The organism is Muricoccus nepalensis (assembly GCF_006438825.1).
Classification (GTDB): Bacteria; Pseudomonadota; Alphaproteobacteria; order Acetobacterales; family Acetobacteraceae; genus Roseomonas; species Roseomonas nepalensis.
Window position 1 is genome coordinate 1 of sequence record NZ_RCZP01000022.1, and the last position, 16,788, is coordinate 16,788.

Below are 16,788 nucleotides of genomic sequence, written 5' to 3' on the forward strand. Positions count from 1 at the left end.
TGTAGAGGCCGACGATATCCTCGACCTTGCTGGCGAAGGCGGGATCGGTCGAGCGTTTGAAGGTGCGCAGGCGGTGCGGCTGCAGGCGGTTGGCCTGCCAGATCCGCTGTACCGCGCTCAGGCTGATACCGACCTTCTTGGCCATGGCCCGTCCGGTCCAGTGGGTGACGGCCCCGGGCGGCTCTGCGCAGGTCAGCGCCAGCACCTTGGCGACCGTCGCCGTGGCCAGCGGCGCCCGGCCGGGTTTGCGCGTCTTGTCGCGCATCAGACCATCGACGCCCTGCTCGGCGTAGCGCCGTTGCCAGCGCCACACCGCAGGGCGGCTCACACCCACGCGGCGGGCCACCTCCAGGACCGGTAGCCGCTTGGCCGACAGCAGAATGATGTTGGCCCGCTGCGTATGCTTGAGCGGGCGGTTCCGGTCGCCGATGATCTCAGCCAAGCGGGCACGATCCTCGGATCCAACAATGACACTGACGGTCTGGGCCATGCCCGGAGCATTCCACCGCCCCAGCTCGCTGTGAATCCTCCGTCTGGGTCAGTGCATTAGACTGCTCTGCCCGGGAGAAGGTTCCCGTTCCAGCGCTCTCAGACACCCCCGGCGGTTGCGAGACGGCCTGCGGCTGCGCTGCCAGGCGCCCCGATGGCAGGCAAACTGCCATCGCAGCTGCCATTCCGAAGGATGTAGCCAACCCGTAGCAGCTGGTCATCTTGGCGACACCTCCGTGTTGGGAACGATCGGTCAAAAATCCACGTTTGAACGGTTACCGCCCTGGTTCCAACCGAGACTAAGCCATTCAGCGCACGACGTGACAGTTCTCTTCCGGCACTCGGACGGAAGGCCCGCCCCTAGCGGCCTTCCCCAGATGTTCCATTCGAAGGCGGACTTGCTGCTCTTCTCGGTGTCATCCAGGCTTAGTGTCCGTCCATGATCATGTTGAGTCTTGGGAGGCAGTTATGATTCTCTCGTGGCTGCCGCCGTTGGGAGGAGCCGCCCGATGTGGACCGTCGAGAACCGCGCCCGGCATGATCGCAGCAAGCTGCGCTACCCCAGCGACCTGACCAACGAGGAACGGGACCTGGCCAAAGCGGAGATCCCACCTGCCAAGCGAGGCGGCGACAAGCGGTCGGTGGACGTCCGTGATGTGATGAACGGCCTGATGTATGTGCTGAGCACCGGCTGCCAGTGGCGCGCGCTCCCGAAAGACCTGCCACGCCGGAGCACGGTGAGCCACTACCTCTGCCACTGGCAGCAAGACGGCACGCTCGACCGGCTTCACCATGCTCTCTACGTGCTCTGCCGCGAGCAAGCGGATCGCGCGGCGAGTCCGACAGCGGCGATCATCGACAGATAGAGCGTCAAGAGTGCTGAAAAGGGGGGCGTCGGATCGATCCGTCGGGCTTTGACGGCGGCAAGAAGATCACAGGCACGAAGCGGCACGTCCTKGTCGAYACMCAGGGCCTGCTGATGCAGGCAGTCGTCCGGGCAGCCGACCTGCAGGATCGCGATGGTGGCGTGCTTCTGATAGCGACGTTGTTCGGGCTCTATCCATTCCTGCTGAAGCTTTACGCCGACGGCGGCTATCAAGAGCCCAAGTTCAAGCAGGGCTTGGCCAAGGTCTGCCGCGGCGTGAACGTCGAGATCGTGCGACGGTGCGACACGGGCAAGTTAGTGGTGCTGCCCAAGCGCTGGATTCTGGAACGCACCATCGCCTGATTGAACCGCTGCCGACGCCTGAGCACGGATTGGGAGTGCCTGAACCGCAACGCTCTGGGGTTCCTGCGCTGGGAGTCAATCAGGCTTATGCTACGAAGGCTTTGCCCAATTTGAGGATGATCTTGGACGGACTCTTAGCTGGACTTTGGCCATTTTTCTGGGCTGAGGCGGCGGAGCGGGTGATCGGCTAGGCTGGCGACGTCCCCGCCAGAGGACCGCCACCATGCTGCGCCTGCCAGCCCGCTTCGCCGCGGCCATGCTATGCTTCGCGCCCCTGTTCCAGCAACGGAGTTGGCGTCACGCCCAGGTGCTCTTGATCGGCGCCATTCTGGTGCCGGGGCAGCGCACGGTAACCAGCATCATGCGCATCACCGGGCTCTGCCGGGAGCGGCGGTTCGTCAACTACCACCGCGTCCTCAACCGTGCTGCCTGGAGCGGACGGGCGGCGGCGCGGGTGTTGCTCGGCTTGCTGCTCGACGCCTTTGTGCCGACGGGGCCGGTATTGCTAGGCCTCGACGACACCATTGAGCGCCGACGCGGCAAGCGCATCAGCGCCAAGGGGATCTATCGCGACCCGGTCCGCTCCAGCCACGGCCATTTCGTCAAGGCGAGCGGCCTGCGCTGGCTCAGTCTGATGCTGATAGTGCCGATTTCCTGGGCCGGGCGGGTTTGGGCACTGCTGTTCCTGACGGTCCTCGCCCCCTCGGAGCGGTACTGCCGCGGGCGCGGGCGACGCCATAAGAAGCTCACCGACTGGGGACGGCAGTTGGTCCTGCAGGTCCGCCGCTGGATGCCAGGGCGGCAAGTCGTGCTGGTGACCGACAGTGGCTTCTCCGCTCTCGAGTTCCTGGCCGCCCTACGCCATCAGGAGGTCACCTGCGTCACCCGCTTGCGTCTGGACGCTGCCCTCTACCAACCGGCCCCGCCACGCCAACCCAACACCCTCGGGCGGCCCCGGACCAAAGGCGACCGCCTGCCCACCCTGGCCGAGGTGCTGGCCGACAAGGCCACAGGGTGGCAGCGCGTCACCGTGCCCGGCTGGTACAGCGAAGGCGAGCGCGTGGTGGAGATCTGCTCGGATAGCGCCGTTTGGCGCCACAGCGGCCTGCCGGTCGTGCCGATCCGCTGGGTGCTGTTGCGCGATCCCGGCAACCGCTTCGACCCCCAGGCTCTGCTTTGCACCGACCTGGCGCAGGAGCCGCTGCAGATCGTCCGCTGGTTCGTCCAGCGCTGGCAGCTGGAAGTCACCTTTCGCGAGGTGCGCGACCATCTCGGCGTCGAGACCCAGCGCCAATGGTCGGACAAGGCGATCGCCCGCACGACGCCCTGCCTGCTCGGGCTGTTCTCGATCGTCACCTTGCTGGCAACTCGCCTCGATAGCCGTGCTCGGATCAAAGTTCCGGCCAGCGCCTGGTACCGCAAGCAGCGGCCAACCTTCGCCGACACCCTCGCCGCGGTACGACGTGCCATCTGGAGCGAGCAGGGTTTCAGCATGTCCCGGCAATCAGCCGAAGCTGGGAAACTCCCACCAGCCCTGCGCGAAGGCATCGCTTATGCCCTCTGCCATGCCGCATGAATGGCCAAAGTCCAGATTAGGGCAGGAAAGGAGACCTGCGTTGTTAATCGACCGGTCCCCGTTGGCATTCACCGGTGAGGGTGCGTGATTGCTCGTCGTCGAGCATGCGGCCACCTCGGGGGTTAGCCACGGTGAAGACTGTGCTCAGTCTTGCCGCGAACGTCTCCTTGTCGACAGCCATCCTGTATGAATAGGCGGCCTCCCCGGTTTGGATATCGGGGAGGATCCATTGAATGTCGTAGGCGGCTGGGGTCTCAAAGAACTGGCTTCCAACGCTCACTTGCTGGCCGTTTAACCGACGTAGCTGGCGCCGATTGAGGGATATGGTCACCGTTGAGCTGCTGTCGGGATCTCGCGGGTCCCGGAAAGTGCAGGCGAGGCCATCCCTGGGCAGCAGCAATTCGCCCAGGGTTTCAGCCGACAGGATGATGGGCGCGGCCTGCTGGACAGGACGCCTAGCCTGGACGACGCGTTCCGTGGAACAGGCGGAACACCCCAGGGCGAGAACGGCGCCCAGAATTTGGCCGGTGCGTATCATATATGAGACATGGTGGGAGACCGCATCTATTCAACGGCAGAGGGCGCGCACATCTCTTCGTCCGATTTTCGTAGGTGACCCCATCATCTTTTTCGGAGTGTGCTGACCCTTGGAGCGGACCAAGCGCGGCACCTGATGAAGAAAAATGCTCGAAAGTTAAAGTTGGACATGGCCCAGCGGCGTTCGTTATTTGTTCTGCCACGAACTGCGTGATACCCTCATGTGAGCTGGTGGAGCCAATGGACGTTGCACCACTTGTGCCGCGCACTGTCGATCTTCTGCGCGCCACCTTTCGAATAGGTGGGACTGCAGCGGCCTAACGCTGCACGTCCGCACTGCGGACCAGACCCACAACACCCCTGGAACTTCCGTCATGATTCTCCTGCATCGCGGGCTCGAACGCGCACGCCCGCTACTCCTCATCGAAGCCGAGCGACTCGAAAACCTAGCGCGCGATCTTCGCGCCATTGCCGGGGGCACCAGCCCCTCTCCAGCCGACCTCCATGCCGCTCCCGTCGTAGACCTCTGGCGGTGGAGTTCACGCAGCATGAGAACCGTTGTAGGAACCCTGCAGGGACATCCTCGTCTCCCTGATGGTCCTGTTCACACGACCGAGCTGTGGGCCGTCGACCTCAAACGCAGGTGGGCCAGGACCCTGTCGCGCTACTACGTTCTCGGCGACCCGCACGTGGAGACTGATCATGGCGTTTGATCGCAAGCGCCTTCAGAAATCCTTTCAGGGTAGAGGCGATCCACCTCTCGCTGAGGCAACCCGAGATCTCCTCGGTAGCGACGCGGCAGGCAATGACAGTCGGCTACATGAGGAGCCGTCTCGCTCCGAAGTACGGCCGATCTCCGACAAGGGACGTAAAGGTAAGGCCCGCAAGAAGGAGCGCAGGCTCTCTGTTCCCTGGGGTGACAACGTGTCGGCAGGGATGGATCCCTTTCGTCGCGCTGCCGATCGGTCGCCCTCCACCGTTGTCGGTTTGCTACTCGTGCGAGCCGCCCTGCTGGCAAAGCCTGGTTTCCTGGTCCGCGCCATGGAGCCTGGTACTGTCTCCGTGATCCAGCTGCCCGACCGAGAGTGGAGCTACAGCGTCGTTGAGGCCTGGAACCTAGTCACGGACGCCATCGTGACGCGCGAGGATGCTGTTCAAGGTGATGCACTCGCTCAGGCGTCATCGCAGCGCCTTGCGTGCGCTCGCTCCAAACTCGGGGATGGCGACCGGAGCGGGGCGCGAGCAGTGCAGATTGTCGCTACCGAGAAGCCGATGCGGGTTATCGACCGAGAGCAAGTGCCCCGGAATACAGCGGGTATGCATCGGTTCGTCCACGCATTCTCCACCGAGCCTGAGGCCCTCCTTCCACAGGACGTCATCCTCACGGAAGATCAACGGCTACTCGTCCCGCTGCCGGATTCTGAGATTTTTGAACTGCTGGCAGGAGCCCTTGTCTCCGGCGATGGATGGCCATCGACACGGCTGCCGCAGGTGCCTGCCCGTGTTGCGGCCGCGCCCAGTGCGGTTACGTCCACCATTGTCGATCTGGCGAGACGTCCGGGACAGACACCGGATGCTTACCTGCAGCGCCTCGCCGAACTGATGGCTAGGCGTGAAGCCCTTACTGCGAGAGAAGAGAAGCCGACAGGCATCACCTTGGATGACCTTCCGGGTCTCGGCGCCGCTGGTGTGTGGGGGCGACAGACAGTTGCAGACCTCCAGGCCTACGCGGCCGGTAACCTTCCGTGGTCAGAGCTTGATCGCGGCGTCGTGTTGGAAGGTCCGCCAGGGACGGGAAAAACCAGCTTCGCAGGTGCGCTCGCGAACTCGGCAGGGGTGGCTTTTGTCTCTGCATCACTAGCGCAATGGCAAGGCGATCGCGATGGTCACCTTGGCACACTATGCGCTGCAATGTGCAGAACTTTTCAAGAGGCCCGAAGCAAAGCTCCATGCATCCTGCTCGTCGATGAGGTGGATGGATTTCCGACTCGCGCTCTGGTCCGCTCCGACCACCGCAATTACACCATTCAAGTCGTCAACGCATTCCTTGAACAACTCGACGGCGCCACTGACCGGGCTGGTGTTCTTGTTGTTGCGGCTTGCAATGATGCATCGGGTTTGGATCCAGCCCTAACCAGACCGGGGCGCCTTGAACGAATCATCAGGCTAGAGAAGCCCGATGAGGATGGACTTGTAGACATCGCACGGGTTCACCTCGCCGGAGATCTGCAGGAGGCAAATCTAAAGCCGCTTGCGATGAGTGCGTTCCGTCGTGGAGCTGTGGGCGCTGATGTTGAGAACTGGTGCCGCGGTGCTCGACGGCGGGCCCGGACTGCAGGACGCCCGATGCTTCTTGATGACCTCATTGCCGAAATCGGGGAAGCGCCCCCCGTGCATGGACCGGAAGCCATCTGGCGCATGGCAGTGCACGAAGCCGGGCACGTGCTGGCCTGCGCTGCCTTAGATGCATCATCCGTTCAGGAGGTGACCGTCGATCCGAAGGTTGGTGGCCGGTCGGCTACCATGGTCAATACTTTCGATCTCTATAGAAGGGTGCCAAACGCAACGAGGCCTCAGGCGCGAGCAAAGTTGAGAGTTGCCCTTGCGGGTCGTGCAGCCGAAGAAATCATCCTCGGGGAGCCCTCAAGCGGAGCAGGTGGATCGGCTGACTCCGACCTAGCGAGGGCAACCAGAATGGCAGGTATTCAAGTCGTATCCTCCGGTCTCGATGAGCACTTTGAAGGTTTGCTATACCTTGGCGGTGCCGATGACCAACAACGGTTTGACAGCCTTCTGCTCCTGCCAGAGGTCCGCGGTCGAGTAGCTGCCGTCTTGCGCAGCGCATACAGCGACGCCTTGGATCTGGTTCGGCGACATCGTTCAGGGGTGGAGCGGGTGGCTGAGGTCCTGGTTGAGCGAGGAACCCTGTCTGGAGAGGAGGCCCGAGATCTTCTTGGTGACCTAGGGCGTGAGGAGGACACCCGGTGAACGATCTGGCCAACAGCCAGGGATGTACGTCCCTGGAGGAGGGAACGCGGGTTGGACGCTACGTCACCGTGAGGGATACCAATGGTGTCCTCCATGCAGTGGCCGCCTCCGCTGTGGCGGCGATCTGTGAAACGGAGGATGGCGCCCTGCTCATGTTGCCAGGGGGGCGCATGGTCCAGGTGGAGCACTCACTTCGGACGGTGCTCTCCTGGCTCGAGGTGGGAGTGCGCTGAGCTTGTCTTGATCCCGCCCGAATCCGAGGAGGAGACGACCCTGCGAAACAGGGAGCGCCCTCCTCGGGAGTGGATGTCAGTTGTCGGGCGAAGGGAGTCACGCTTCCCGATTGTACCGACAGAACCGGCGTTCTCCAGCACATCTCGTGATTGCGAAGTAACGCCGCGTTGAGAGCTACCCATCCGAGGAAATGCGCTGGCTGGGAATTGCGCTGTGCTGTTTTAGAAGACCTTCGGCAACGTAGGACCGATGCTGCCAGAAGGCTCAGTGGAGATGTGGCTGCCACCTGCCCCTACATGCGCGTTATCATCGCCATGGCGGACCTCGTGACCAGGGTAGGGGACAGCGGATGGGTCAAGGCCGGTGGCTACCTGGCGAGATTGATGTGAGGTCCGTGGGAATAGGCCGGAAGGGAGATACCGTGATCGGAGATTTGGTGATTTCTGTTCGATATGGAACTGAGATCAAACTGTGCATTTGACCACGAAACAATCTGTGAAGAATTCCTCGATATAATACCGGCTGCCCCCCGTCGTTGACCCGTACGGAAATCCCATCTCAGCAGTGAAAAGCTTACCGGCTGCTAATGGCCTACCGGTCAGCTAGGGCGGCTGGTATAAGGTGCGAGGAAGCCCCGATGCAGACCCTGACGTCCTCACCCGGACCAAGCACCCTGAGCCATGCTCAGATCCGGATCATGCTCCAAGACGCCGAGGGTCTGGCGGCCGCGATGCGCAGGCAGCTGACGAAGCGGCCCAAATCGGGGCTGTCGCGTGCCCGGGCCCTGGTCTTCCTGATCTGCGCCTCCCTCATGAAGAGATGCGTATCGCTTGGCGCTCCTGCACGGGTCGATTGAGAATAGGCGAACATTGCGGCATGGGGGTGATCTTGCCAGAGTGAGCCTATAATCCCAAAGCCGCTTCAGGCAGTCATCTTCGATATGGATGGCCTCTTGCTGAACACTGAAGCTCTTTATCGAGAGGCCATCTTTGCCGCTTGTGTCAGCCAAGGGCATGAGATGGTGGACCACCTGCGTCTCAGCTTGATCGGCACGCCCAAGGACCTCGGGGATACGAAGCTTTTGGCCCATTTTGGCGACAGCTTTGATCTGGAGGAATACCATGCCGCCTGCGCTGAGCACTTCGACAACCTGTGCAGTCTGGATGTCCCGTTACGTCCCGGCGTCCGAGAGCTCCTATATCTCCGAAAGCGTGTTGCTATTTCAATGGGTGTCGCGACGTCCACGGCACGCCCGAAAGCGGAAGCCCAACTTGCGAGGGCAGGCATTCTAGATGCCTTTGACGCCCTCGTGACCCGGACAGACGTCTCGCTGGGCAAGCCGCATCCAGAGTCCTTTCTCAGAGTTGCCAAGTTGCTTGGAGCTGAGCCCCCGTACTGTCTTGCCCTCGAAGATTCCCATAATGGCGTCCGGGCTGCCGCTGCCGCTGGGATGGCGACGGTCATGATCCCCGATCTCCTGGCACCGACGAGGGAGATTGAAAACTTGTGCGTCGGCGTGCTTCCAAGTCTTACCGATGTCGCAAGCCTGATTGCAGCGCGCCAAGCGTAGTGGCGTACAAGCTGGACAAAGCTCTCTACCTGACGAGCCGAACACGATCTCCAAGGCGGATCACCCCAGGCCGCGCAGTCGCACAGTAAACCCCGACCTTGTTCCCGAAGCTTCTGGCTACTGTCCGCATGACGGAGGGATCCCGCTCAGCTGTGTCAGGGTCAATGGTGATGAGCGCACAGCGGGGGATGCCCGCATTCACCAGGAGCTGGGCTCCCTGCTCGTCGTCGCCAAAGATGAGCCGCCCCGAGCTCCAGCCTGCCTCCTCCACGCTGCTTTCGATAACAATGTTCAGGCGGAAGCGCCTTGCATCGAGGGGCTTGCCGTGAACAGCATCAATTGCGGTCAGGCTGGCGGTTGAGGCCAGAGAAACCGGCATTGCATCAAAGACGCCTCGCCCAACTTGCATAAGCTGCACGTCCCTACCAGCTTCATGGGAGATACGGGCTGCTAGTGCCGGATCCTCAACAGGAATTTGGGCGCCGGAGGGAAGCAGTACATCAACGGGCGAGTTCCGGGGATCTCTGGGATCGCGGTAAGCGGGCCGGTAGAGCACTAGGCTGGACAGGTCGCGGGCCGAGAGCCAAGGGAAGCGAGTCTGGTCCCCGGTGCGGCAGAAAGTATACTGCCGATCTCCATGGAAACCGGGCCACCGCAAGTCCAACATCTCCGATGGCTCCCCAGCCATAGACTTCACTGGGAAGCGCGCAAGGGAGGTCACGACACCAACCTTTTCGCCTCCATTGTCGCTGATTGCCATCGTGCTCCTTCATGGTTCCGGCGCCCGCACCGTGGGCTGGGATCCAGTGAACCATTTCTGCCTAGCGGTTGTCGTGAACCACGGCATATGGCTCACCCTGCTCGTGTCGCTCATCCCCATATAAAGGCTGATCTAGCGGTCGTCCTTACACAAGGCGAGCACGTAAAGGCAGGAGCAGTAGGGCTGAGACGCCTGCGACAGCACCGGCGAGCAGCAGCAACTCTGGTCCTGCTATGCCCGCGATGAGGGGGGCGGCCAGGGTTGGCGCAACGGCCTGGGCTAGCATAACTGGTAGTGCAATCTGACCGAGCCGAGCCGCATAGCCCTGTGATCCCAGCACCAGCATGGGCAGGGTGCCGCGATTGACGGTCAAAATACCGTTGCTCATGCCATAGAGCAGCGCAAATCCGAAAGCGGCGTCCGGCATGCCGGAGAGTAGGAGTAGGGCGCCAATCGGGAAGAGCAGTGCCCCAACCCGGGCACGAGACAGCGGGTCAAGGTGACGCGCCGCAAACCAGTCCAGCAGGCGTCCGGCCACTTGGCCCGGCCCGATCAGCATGGCCGCCGCCATTGCTTGCGCTGGACCTAAACCGAGCCCACTCATCAGCAGTAGCACCTGGGCAGCGATAGCTGATGTGATGAACCAGCGCAGGGCGAAGAAACCGCTCATGCAGGCGAGCTGCAGGTTGTGACCCCGCCGGTCCACAAGGTCAGATGTAGGACACCGAGCCGCAGCTGGCGCACCGCTTGGCAAGGTCAGGACGATCAGGGGTAAGCTGATGGCTAAATGCAGCCCTGCATAAACCAGTAGCAGTCCGCGCCAGCCGAGATGGTGAAGAAGGGCACTTCCAACAGGCCAGCCTAATGTGCTGGCGAAACCGCCGATCAGCGCAACGCCGGTGATCGTGGCCGAAGCGGTCGAACCGAGCGCGACGCCCACCGTAGCAAAGGCTGCATCGTAGAGGCTGAGGGCCATGCCAAGGCCGAGTACCGCCCAACCCAGCCACCAGACGGCGAGACCAGGGCTGACTGCGAGCAAGATAAGGCCGACACCTAGAAGCAGCGCGCCACACCCCATTGGTCTCCGCCCACCCACTCGGCCGATCCATGTGCCGACCAGCGGCGCACAGCCACCAGCAACGAGCAGAGCCCCCGAGAAACCGGCTAGCAGGGCCGCAGGGGTGGTGCCGAGATCCTTGGTGACCTCCCTTAGGATTACGGCTGGCACGTAAAAGGTGGTCGCCCAGGCCAGAAGCTGATGCACGCCGAGAGCAAGGGTCAGTCGGCGTGCCAGTGAGATGCCTACCTGGTCAGGCATCTCGCACCTGCGGCGCCGAGGATGCGCCCTCCCCAAGGCGGCGCTGCAGCAGGACGACTTCGAGCCAACGCCCGTGCTTGTGACCCACCGCCTCCAGCGTGCCGATGCGACGGAAGCCCTGCCGCTCGTGGAGGCGGATCGAAGGGGTATTGGCGCTGTCGCCGACCACCGCGATCATCTGCCGGAAGCCTTGCGCCTCGCAGGCCTCGATTAGGGCAGTGAGCAGGTGGGAGCCCAAACCGCGCCCCGTGGCGTCGGGACGCAGGTAGATCGAGTCCTCCACCGTGTTGCAGTAGGCAGCGCGCGGGCGGTAAGCGCCAGCGTAGGCGTAACCCAGCACCTCACTATTGTCCTCTGCGACGACGTAGGGGAAGCCACCCTCCAGGAGGGTGGCCCGGCGGCGCGCCATCTCCACAACGTCGGGCACTTTGGTTTCAAAGGAAGCAGAGCCTTGACGGACGTGATGGGCGTAGATCGCTGTGATGGCCGTCATGTCTGCCTCGGAGGCAGGCCGGATGCCGGTAAGGGTAGAATCAAGGGGCAGCGTCGCGCTCGTTGAGATCCGCTCTTGAGGAGCCGGAACCAGCTCCGGCGGCTTGAGAACGCTGGTTCATGGCTCTCCCAGAGCAAAGAAAGTTTTTCGGATACGGCGCATTCGAATAATTTGCGCTTATGGACACGCCGACGCTTCGCCAACTCAGAACCTTCCTGGCTGCCGTGGAGCGGGGCAGCATCACCGAAGCGGCACGGTCACAGCACCTGACCCAGCCCGCAGCCAGCCAGCAGCTCCGGGAGCTAGAGCGCATTCTCGGCGCGCGCCTGCTGGACCGGGCGGAGGGACGGGTCATGGCAACCGCGGCAGGAAACGCCATCCTTGCTCCCGCCCGACGGGCACAAGCGGCGGTTGAGGAACTCGTTGGCGCGGCGGCGACATTCCGCTCGGGTGAGACCGGCAGGGTACGGCTCGGCACCGGCGCTACCGCCTGCATTCACCTGCTACCGCCAGTGTTGACTGCCGCCAAGGCGCGGATGCCGGGCCTGGAAATTTTGGTCGCAATCGGCAACACGCCGGACGTCCTGCGCCGGGTTGAGGAGGGCGATCTGGATGCGGGCTTTGTGACCATGCCACGCACGCTGAGCCGCGCCTTGACCACAGCGACCCGGCAGCGCGACGGGCTGGCGGCGCTGGTGCCCGCAGACACGCCTGGCGAGGGCGCCCTTACGCCCGCACAGCTCGCTGCGATGCCGCTTATTCTCTACGAAAGCGGCGGCGACACGCGAGGGGTCGTCGATGCCTGGTTCCGCAAGGCCAAGTTGGCTCCAAGGCCGATCATGGAGCTGGGCAGCGTCGAGGCCATCAAGGTGCTGGTGGGCAGTGGGCTCGGCGCCTCAGTACTACCCTGCCTCGCCCTGGGTAGCAGTACGCCCGGTGCGGAGCGGCGACCATTGCGTCCTGAGACGTCGCGCGAACTCGGCCTCGTGCTGCGCAAGGAGAAGGTGCGCGATCGAGGGCTGCGGGTTCTGACGGAGGCCTTGGAAGCTGTCGGCTGACCGGCCTATTGGGACGGCAGTAGCAAATGCCGAGACGGGCGGAGCTATCGGAAAGCACCCTTGTGGTAGCCAGGACGGCCACACAGAACATTCCTCGACCTTTGTACGCCAGTCCGATGACACCATCCGTCGGCCGCAAGGCTATGCATGTGGGGCGGGCGCAGTGATCGGGGCGATGGCGTCGCCTCGTCTACGACGCTCAATCTGTTGAACTTGGAAGATCCGGGAAATGACGTCTCAGACCGTTAAGGGCTGCTGTCCCCTGGATTGTCAGGATAGCTGCTCCTGGGTTGCCCAGGTTGAGAATGGCCGCGTCGTGCGGGTAGTGGGGGCGCCCGACCACCCCATTACGCGCGGTGTTCTTTGCGCCAAAGTCCGGGATTACGAGACACGGCTGGATGCACCCGACCGGTTGCTCCACCCCTTGCTACGCAGGGGCCCCAAAGGCAGGGGCCTGTTCCAGCGTATCACCTGGGATGAAGCGGTGTCGCACATTGCAGAGCGGTATGGCGCAATCATCGCTCATCACGGTGGGGAGGCACTGCTGCCGGTGAACTTTGCCGGATCACTCGGTGTCGTTCAGCGGCGCGCCCTCATGAGGCTCTTCCACGCGCTTGGGGCATCACGCTTCCATGGCAGCGTCTGCGGGCAGTCAGGCAACGCGCTCGCTGCTGAAGGCCACGCCCTCGGCTTTGACCCCGAGGAGGTGGCCGAAAGCCGCCTCGTGTTGCTCTGGGGAACCAACTTGCTCACCACTGCCCCGCATGGCTGGCACTTCATCAAAGCAGCTCGCGAGCGGCATGGCGCCCGCGTGATCTGCATCGATCCACGCCGCACCCGCACCGCTGCGGCATCGGACGAACACATCTCAATCCAGCCAGGATCCGATGCAGTGCTGGCGGCTGGCCTCGCCCATGTAGCCCTCCGGGAGGGTCTGGCGAACCTCAACTACGCCCAGGCAGCCGCGAGCGACTTCGATGCCTTTTGTGAGCAGGTCGCCCCCTGGACACCGGAACGCGTCGCGGGGCTGTGCGGGATCGGATCGGACGCGGTGGTCCGTCTCGCTCGCGAACTCGCAGGGGCGCGTCCAGCTGTCATCCGGGCAGGCATCGCGCCTCAGCAAACGCGGCGTGGCGAGGCTCTCGTACGCCTGCTCTCGGCACTCTCCGTCTTAGGCGGACACCCAGCCCAGCGCGGGGGAGGGCTGCTGATCGAAACGGGCCCCCACTTCCACGACGCCCGTGTAGCCCGCCCTGATCTGATGTCAGCCCCTACTCGTAGCTTCGACATGGCCCGGCTTGGGGAAACCCTGACCAACGAGGCGCTCTCGCCGCCGATCAAGGGTCTGATGATCTGGGGCACGAACCCCGCCGTCACGCAGCCTGACACCGCGCGCGTACGTCAGGGACTCAGTCGGGAGGATCTGTTCACGGTTGTCATCGAACACGTCCCCACGGACACGGCGGCATTCGCCGACATCGTCCTGCCGTCCACCATGCAGCTCGAGCACTTCGACGTGCAGGGGGCCTGGGGCCACCATTATATTTCGGTCAACCACCCCGCCGTTGCACCCCGAGGCGAGGCAAAGTCACATGGGGGGATACTTCGCCTTCTTGCTCGGAGAATGGGGTTAACGGAGCCTGCCCTGCAGGAGAGCGACGAAGAGATTGCCGAGGCGGCCCTGCCAGTAGGGATGGAGCTCGGGGCATTGAAGGAGAGGGGATGGATCAAGTGCTCCCCCGTGGGCTTTACGCCTGCTCCTAAGGTGAGACTGTGCGTGGGCGACGGTGTGCCCCTTCCAGCGGTGGCTCCGTCGCTTGGGCACCTCCAGCTTCTGACGCCCAAGGGGCTCTTCTTCCTGAACACGACCTTCGCAGACATGCCGCGACACCAACAATCGGCCGGGCGCCCCACGCTGGAAATGAGCCGTGGGGATGCGGAGATGCGAGGCCTGAGCGATGGAGGTATGGTCGAGGTACGGAACACCCGAGGATCTATTTGTGCCCACCTCACCGTGGTGGACGCCATGCAGCGCGGGGTGGTCGCGTTACCGGGCAAATGGTGGAACATGGCCACGGCTCGCCCTTGGAGCGCCGTCAACGACCTGACTACTCCCGCTTGGTCTCCTGCTGGGCAGCCAGCCTACAATGAGACCTTCGTGGAGGTTCTCCCCTTACCGTCGTGCTCGGATAGAGGGAGCTGACACACCTAATCCTGCCCACCTCTGGGTGCAGCACGGCCTGCTGGCGACGGTGGACGCCGTGCGAGGGGAACGCGGGCGTCGTATCATCAGCGAGGGGCTGGCTGCCTTCGAGGAGGCCTCTATCACCTCGACCGAAATCTCGAAGTGATTGGGGTGCGAGAGCTTTGCTGCCTCCAGGCGGCTGACCGCACTCGGTATCCCGGCTCTGATCCCTGGCTCGGAGACGTCGATCTACCCGCGGACGCTCGTAACCTACGAGGTACTCCAGGGCCTAGCAGGGGATGTTGCGGCCTAAACCAGTTCGCCCGGGAGCCAGACCGGCGAGGTTCGGCGTGGCCAGGAAGGGTGTTGGGCGCCGTCGCACTGGAGCTCGCGGTTGTGCTACGACCAGAGAACAACGGCCATGTCGCGGCGATGGCGGAGATCGCGGTCGAGGTAGTCGTCGAGATCCCGCAGCCCTTCCTCTCCAGGTAGGTGTTCTGCCTCTATGAAGGGATACAGCGCCGTCTGACCAGGAGCTCGCCGGATTTTGTCGCGATCGGCTTCGTGGGTCTTGAGGTCCTCGCCCGGGTTTCGTCGCCGGAGGTTGAAGGGATCTTTGGGGAGGAAGCGCTCTAGAAGCCGCGGGTCTGGGTGTCGGTGGACCTACAGGGCAGGGTGAACGGGCCAGTATTGGACCGCTTTATGAAGCCGCTACAAGACGCAGACAGGTGAGCTTCAGCCCTGACCTTTCCAGCGCCAATCCGCTCTTGAAAATCGAACAGGAGGCACGTCGCTACATGAGGCAGGGCGGGCACCAGGGTACAGTCAAGCCGATGTCGGCAGGTTGCGCTGACGGTTTAATCGAATGACTATTGTTGCTTCAAATAGGCAAGGGATGGCTGCCTGATGGGATCGTACAAGTTGAGCAAAGGCGATCACCCCGCAGTGGCATCAGCAAAAACCTGCAATGCCTGCCGTAGGAAAATTGCCGACCTCTTTGGCATTGAGCCAAAAAAAAGGGGACAGTGCGCGATCTTCGTTCGAGGCAACCATCCTACATCTCAGAGCACTGATTGAGAGTGGATCTGTTTCAACCGACGGGAAGCAGGTGAAAAAGCCTTCAGTCAAGGACTTCCTTGAAATTGAGCATTTTTCTCAAGAGCAAATTGTCGAGGCCCTTCTGAGGGCCAGAGCGGAGTTCCTTGCGCGCGGCATGCCAGAAGTCGCGAGAAAGCTACTCATTACCCAGGCTAGGGACATTATGAGCAGTGAATACGGTTTGCGCCGTACTGTTCTTAAACCTGCCGCTCTGACAGGTATCTACGCGGCCTTCGACGGCCAGATGCAAAGATTTTTCAAGCGTATGCCGCACGATGTAAAATCGGGCGGTCCGAACCCCGATGACCCTGTCATCCTTACTTGGCCAGAAGGATGGACCTATTTCGAAGCCTGGCAACGTGGTCTCCGGAAAACTTCTGACGACGTTATTTTGATGCTGTATGAAGATGTACGCCAACATTTAGAGGAAACCTCTGGTGAGGGGCAGGGGATGGAGTTGCCCGCTCACGCCAATAAGAAGAGGCGATTGGACGCCCAGATCGGCTTCCTGAGAGGTTACTTCGTAGATATTTCCTTTGACGATCCGGAATCCGGAAAAGAACGATTCGGTCGAAGTGTGTTCCGGGTGCTAAGTGCGTTCGATAAGAGTTCACTTGATGAGAGCTACTGGATTTTCTTTGGCACGAACGACATGGAAGCGGCTCCTCCCGGTGACTCTCACCATTTCGACGGAGTAGAGGCTAATATTTTTTGTCGCAACTTGGATGATGTCGATTTTGCCTCAGCCATGACAATTCTGCCATACGACCGAATGATAGTAAGGAATAAAGCTGGGAAGGACTGGAGTGAGGTTCAGATTAAGAGGTTCCTGCAACACTTAAAAAACGACCTGGCCTTTGATGATTTTGATGGGGACTTTGCCAAGGAATTTGATTACGGTCCTTTCCTTGGCGTTTATGCAAAAAATCCTTACTGGGAACGCTGATGCGTTTTCTAAAATGCCGTTCAGTGGATTACTCGAAATAGGACGCGTGCTGGGCACCAGCGCAGTTAACCCTTAGAAAAGGCTGGTGCACGGCTGACGCCGAAAGTTTTGTTTTATCGAGCGTCGGTGCACCGGCTTTATGTTTGGGGTGAGGGCTGGGGCGCCGCGATGCTTCAGGGGTCACGAGGTGCAGGTGGGGATGGTGCTCCAGCGGACCCGCCTGCGTCAGGATCAAGAGGTGCCGGAGTGGACGTGGCGGCCGTATGGTGAGCTCAAGGGGATGCCCATCCTCCACCTTTGTGTTGGCG

Annotated in this window: 15 protein-coding genes and 1 pseudogene; 11 read left to right on the forward strand and 5 right to left on the reverse strand. The window is 62.1% G+C overall.

Annotated elements, in window-relative coordinates:
* Positions 1-490 (reverse strand): helix-turn-helix domain-containing protein (locus EAH89_RS18830; RefSeq protein WP_140885263.1); only part of this gene is annotated, 490 nt, incomplete at its 3' end.
* A 508-nt stretch (positions 491-998) separates the two neighbouring features.
* Between EAH89_RS18830 and EAH89_RS18835 the strand changes: the two are divergent.
* Both EAH89_RS18835 and EAH89_RS18840 read left to right on the forward strand, forming a co-directional pair.
* Positions 999-1,831, forward strand: a pseudogene (locus EAH89_RS18835) (IS5 family transposase).
* Between the two features lie 109 nt (positions 1,832-1,940).
* On the forward strand, positions 1,941-3,293 hold the full coding sequence (locus EAH89_RS18840) for an IS701 family transposase (protein WP_140885264.1): 1,353 nt from the start codon (positions 1,941-1,943) through the stop codon (positions 3,291-3,293).
* Between the two features lie 43 nt (positions 3,294-3,336).
* Here the strand turns inward: EAH89_RS18840 and EAH89_RS18845 are convergent, their stop codons facing one another.
* Positions 3,337-3,831 carry a hypothetical protein gene (locus tag EAH89_RS18845; RefSeq protein WP_140885265.1) on the reverse strand — a complete coding sequence of 165 codons (495 nt, stop codon included), beginning with the start codon at positions 3,829-3,831 and terminating at the stop codon, positions 3,337-3,339.
* A gap of 373 nt (positions 3,832-4,204) precedes the next feature.
* Between EAH89_RS18845 and EAH89_RS33500 the strand changes: the two genes are divergently transcribed.
* The 5 genes from EAH89_RS33500 (at position 4,205) to EAH89_RS18865 (ending at position 8,622) form a co-directional block, all read left to right on the forward strand.
* Positions 4,205-4,543: a DUF6634 family protein gene (locus tag EAH89_RS33500; RefSeq protein ID WP_408906305.1), complete on the forward strand. Its 339-nt coding sequence runs from the start codon at positions 4,205-4,207 to the stop codon at positions 4,541-4,543.
* A gap of 349 nt (positions 4,544-4,892) precedes the next feature.
* Complete coding sequence (locus EAH89_RS18850; protein WP_161993676.1) at positions 4,893-6,818, forward strand: AAA family ATPase; 1,926 nt, start codon at positions 4,893-4,895, stop codon at positions 6,816-6,818.
* Positions 6,815-7,051, forward strand: coding sequence for a hypothetical protein (locus tag EAH89_RS18855; protein ID WP_140885267.1), 237 nt, complete (start codon positions 6,815-6,817; stop codon positions 7,049-7,051). The genes EAH89_RS18850 and EAH89_RS18855 overlap by 4 nt, the downstream gene beginning before the upstream one ends.
* Before the next feature lie 638 nt (positions 7,052-7,689).
* On the forward strand, positions 7,690-7,908 hold the full coding sequence (locus tag EAH89_RS18860; protein WP_140885268.1) for a hypothetical protein: 219 nt from the start codon (positions 7,690-7,692) through the stop codon (positions 7,906-7,908).
* A gap of 75 nt (positions 7,909-7,983) precedes the next feature.
* Positions 7,984-8,622: an HAD family hydrolase gene (locus EAH89_RS18865; RefSeq protein WP_277753865.1), complete on the forward strand. Its 639-nt coding sequence runs from the start codon at positions 7,984-7,986 to the stop codon at positions 8,620-8,622.
* 25 nt (positions 8,623-8,647) lie between these two features.
* Here EAH89_RS18865 and EAH89_RS33505 read toward each other — a convergent pair whose 3' ends face one another.
* The 3 genes from EAH89_RS33505 to EAH89_RS18880 form a co-directional block, all read right to left on the reverse strand.
* On the reverse strand, positions 8,648-9,382 hold the full coding sequence (locus EAH89_RS33505; RefSeq protein WP_140885270.1) for an MOSC domain-containing protein: 735 nt from the start codon (positions 9,380-9,382) through the stop codon (positions 8,648-8,650).
* Between the two features lie 145 nt (positions 9,383-9,527).
* Positions 9,528-10,700 (reverse strand): MFS transporter, encoded by a 1,173-nt coding sequence (locus EAH89_RS18875; protein ID WP_140885271.1) that lies wholly within the window; start codon positions 10,698-10,700, stop codon positions 9,528-9,530.
* On the reverse strand, positions 10,693-11,286 hold the full coding sequence (locus EAH89_RS18880; RefSeq protein ID WP_456306511.1) for an N-acetyltransferase family protein: 594 nt from the start codon (positions 11,284-11,286) through the stop codon (positions 10,693-10,695). The genes EAH89_RS18875 and EAH89_RS18880 overlap by 8 nt, the downstream gene beginning before the upstream one ends.
* Positions 11,287-11,372: 86 nt before the next feature.
* On the opposite strand from EAH89_RS18880, the gene EAH89_RS18885 reads away from it, so the two are divergent.
* The 4 genes from EAH89_RS18885 to EAH89_RS18895 all read left to right on the forward strand — a co-directional run bounded on the left by EAH89_RS18885 (position 11,373) and on the right by EAH89_RS18895 (position 16,480).
* The gene (locus tag EAH89_RS18885) at positions 11,373-12,251 is read left to right on the forward strand and encodes a LysR family transcriptional regulator (protein WP_140885273.1); all 879 of its coding nucleotides are present in this window, start codon (positions 11,373-11,375) and stop codon (positions 12,249-12,251) included.
* A 229-nt stretch (positions 12,252-12,480) separates the two neighbouring features.
* Positions 12,481-14,454, forward strand: a complete 1,974-nt coding sequence (locus EAH89_RS18890) for a molybdopterin-containing oxidoreductase family protein (protein ID WP_140885274.1) — start codon at positions 12,481-12,483, stop codon at positions 14,452-14,454.
* Positions 14,455-14,802: 348 nt separating this feature from the next.
* The gene (locus tag EAH89_RS33150) at positions 14,803-14,928 is read left to right on the forward strand and encodes a hypothetical protein (protein ID WP_277753858.1); all 126 of its coding nucleotides are present in this window, start codon (positions 14,803-14,805) and stop codon (positions 14,926-14,928) included.
* 475 nt (positions 14,929-15,403) lie between these two features.
* Positions 15,404-16,480: a hypothetical protein gene (locus tag EAH89_RS18895; RefSeq protein ID WP_140885275.1), complete on the forward strand. Its 1,077-nt coding sequence runs from the start codon at positions 15,404-15,406 to the stop codon at positions 16,478-16,480.
* Positions 16,481-16,788: the final 308 nt, after the last annotated feature.

Coding starts and splice junctions, on each gene's coding strand:
- EAH89_RS18845 (WP_140885265.1), bottom strand. CDS start 3,831: ATGATACGCACCGGCCAAATTCTGGGCGCCGTTCTCGCCCTGGGGTGT.
- EAH89_RS18840 (WP_140885264.1), top strand. CDS start 1,941: ATGCTGCGCCTGCCAGCCCGCTTCGCCGCGGCCATGCTATGCTTCGCG.
- EAH89_RS18895 (WP_140885275.1), top strand. CDS start 15,404: ATGCCTGCCGTAGGAAAATTGCCGACCTCTTTGGCATTGAGCCAAAAA.
- EAH89_RS33505 (WP_140885270.1), bottom strand. CDS start 9,382: ATGGCAATCAGCGACAATGGAGGCGAAAAGGTTGGTGTCGTGACCTCC.
- EAH89_RS18860 (WP_140885268.1), top strand. CDS start 7,690: ATGCAGACCCTGACGTCCTCACCCGGACCAAGCACCCTGAGCCATGCT.
- EAH89_RS33500 (WP_408906305.1), top strand. CDS start 4,205: ATGATTCTCCTGCATCGCGGGCTCGAACGCGCACGCCCGCTACTCCTC.
- EAH89_RS18890 (WP_140885274.1), top strand. CDS start 12,481: ATGACGTCTCAGACCGTTAAGGGCTGCTGTCCCCTGGATTGTCAGGAT.
- EAH89_RS18875 (WP_140885271.1), bottom strand. CDS start 10,700: ATGCCTGACCAGGTAGGCATCTCACTGGCACGCCGACTGACCCTTGCT.
- EAH89_RS18885 (WP_140885273.1), top strand. CDS start 11,373: ATGGACACGCCGACGCTTCGCCAACTCAGAACCTTCCTGGCTGCCGTG.